At 59.0% G+C, this 1,079-nt stretch carries 2 protein-coding genes; one reads left to right on the top strand and one right to left on the bottom strand.

Going from position 1 to position 1,079, the window contains the following annotated elements; translation table 11 throughout:
* Positions 1-680 (bottom strand): hypothetical protein (locus tag EN991_RS37405; protein ID WP_164769714.1); only part of this gene is annotated, 680 nt, incomplete at its 3' end.
* A 110-nt stretch (positions 681-790) separates the two neighbouring features.
* Here EN991_RS37405 and EN991_RS37400 point away from each other — a divergent pair.
* A partial coding sequence (locus EN991_RS37400) for a LysR family transcriptional regulator (RefSeq protein WP_127370585.1) occupies positions 791-1,079 on the top strand: 289 nt, incomplete at its 3' end.

The raw sequence follows: 1,079 nt of genomic DNA, 5'->3' as shown, positions 1-1,079 counted from the left end.
GCGAGATAGAACATTCTGTTGTCGTCGACATAGGGTTTGGCCACCGAGCGCTGGTTGAGCACCAGCGTGACGCGCTCGCCGAACCGGATCGGCGCGGTGCGATGCAGGACGCCCAGGAACTGGCCGAGCGTCGCGTAGTTCATCTTGTGATCGATGCGCATGACACTGTTGCGCGGGATCTCGCGGCCGGATTCGAGAATGGCGCGGCCGGTTTCGGAGTCGTCGCAATAGATTTCGAGGTGGCCGCCGACCAGCGGATTGCTGATCGACAGCGGAATGAGCTCGGTGACCGGAACGCCATCGCAATGCCACTCCACGGCGCCGTCCCTGGGATTCATGAAGGTGACCGTCGAGCCGACGATCGACAGCGGATAGGGCTCCAGCTTGGTGCCCATCATGTCGGACAGCCGCTCCAGGCGCAGCTTGTCATGCAGCAATTCCCTGATCTCGGGGATGAAACGGTCGGCCCCGGTGATGAAGGTCAGATCGAGGTGCTTGTGCACGGCATGGCTGGCCTTGAGCTTCAGGGCAGCCTCCTCGATCGCGGCAAGCAGTGCCGGGTCATAGCCGTGCAGATATTGCGCGACACCGAAACTCGACACTTTCCAGGCGGTTTCATGGCCGATAATGGCTTCGCGGCTCATCGCATAACGCAGTTCGGGAATGGTATGGGCGTTCATTGTACTTCTCCAGGATGGGGGCAACACTTGGTAAACAGTCGATTAATTCACCCACCCCTGTAAAATTAGGAATGCTGGTGCTAGTGTAAGCCAAGCTTAAGGTCGAAACCGTGCGTCTGCTCAGTCAGGTCAACCTCAATTCGCTGAAAATCGTGGAAAGTGCTGCAAGGCACGGTAATTTCACGCGCGCCGGTGAAGAACAGTTTATTACCGCTTCAGCGGTCAGCCAGCGCGTGAAAAGCCTGGAGGATCAGCTTCGTTTCAAGATTTTCCAGCGCGGCGGCAATGCGGTGTCGTTGACGCCGGAGGGCGAGACCTATGTCTCGCGCGTTCGTGAGGCGCTGGAGCGAATCGTCGCCGCCAGCATGGAAGCGACCGGGCAATCGCAGGAGCATGTGC

This window comes from Mesorhizobium sp. M7A.F.Ca.US.005.03.2.1, assembly GCF_003997795.1.
In the GTDB taxonomy this organism is placed as follows: domain Bacteria; phylum Pseudomonadota; class Alphaproteobacteria; order Rhizobiales; family Rhizobiaceae; genus Mesorhizobium; species Mesorhizobium ciceri.
Note: the sequence above shows the minus strand (reverse complement) of the source record. Positions and strands in the feature narration are given on the sequence as shown.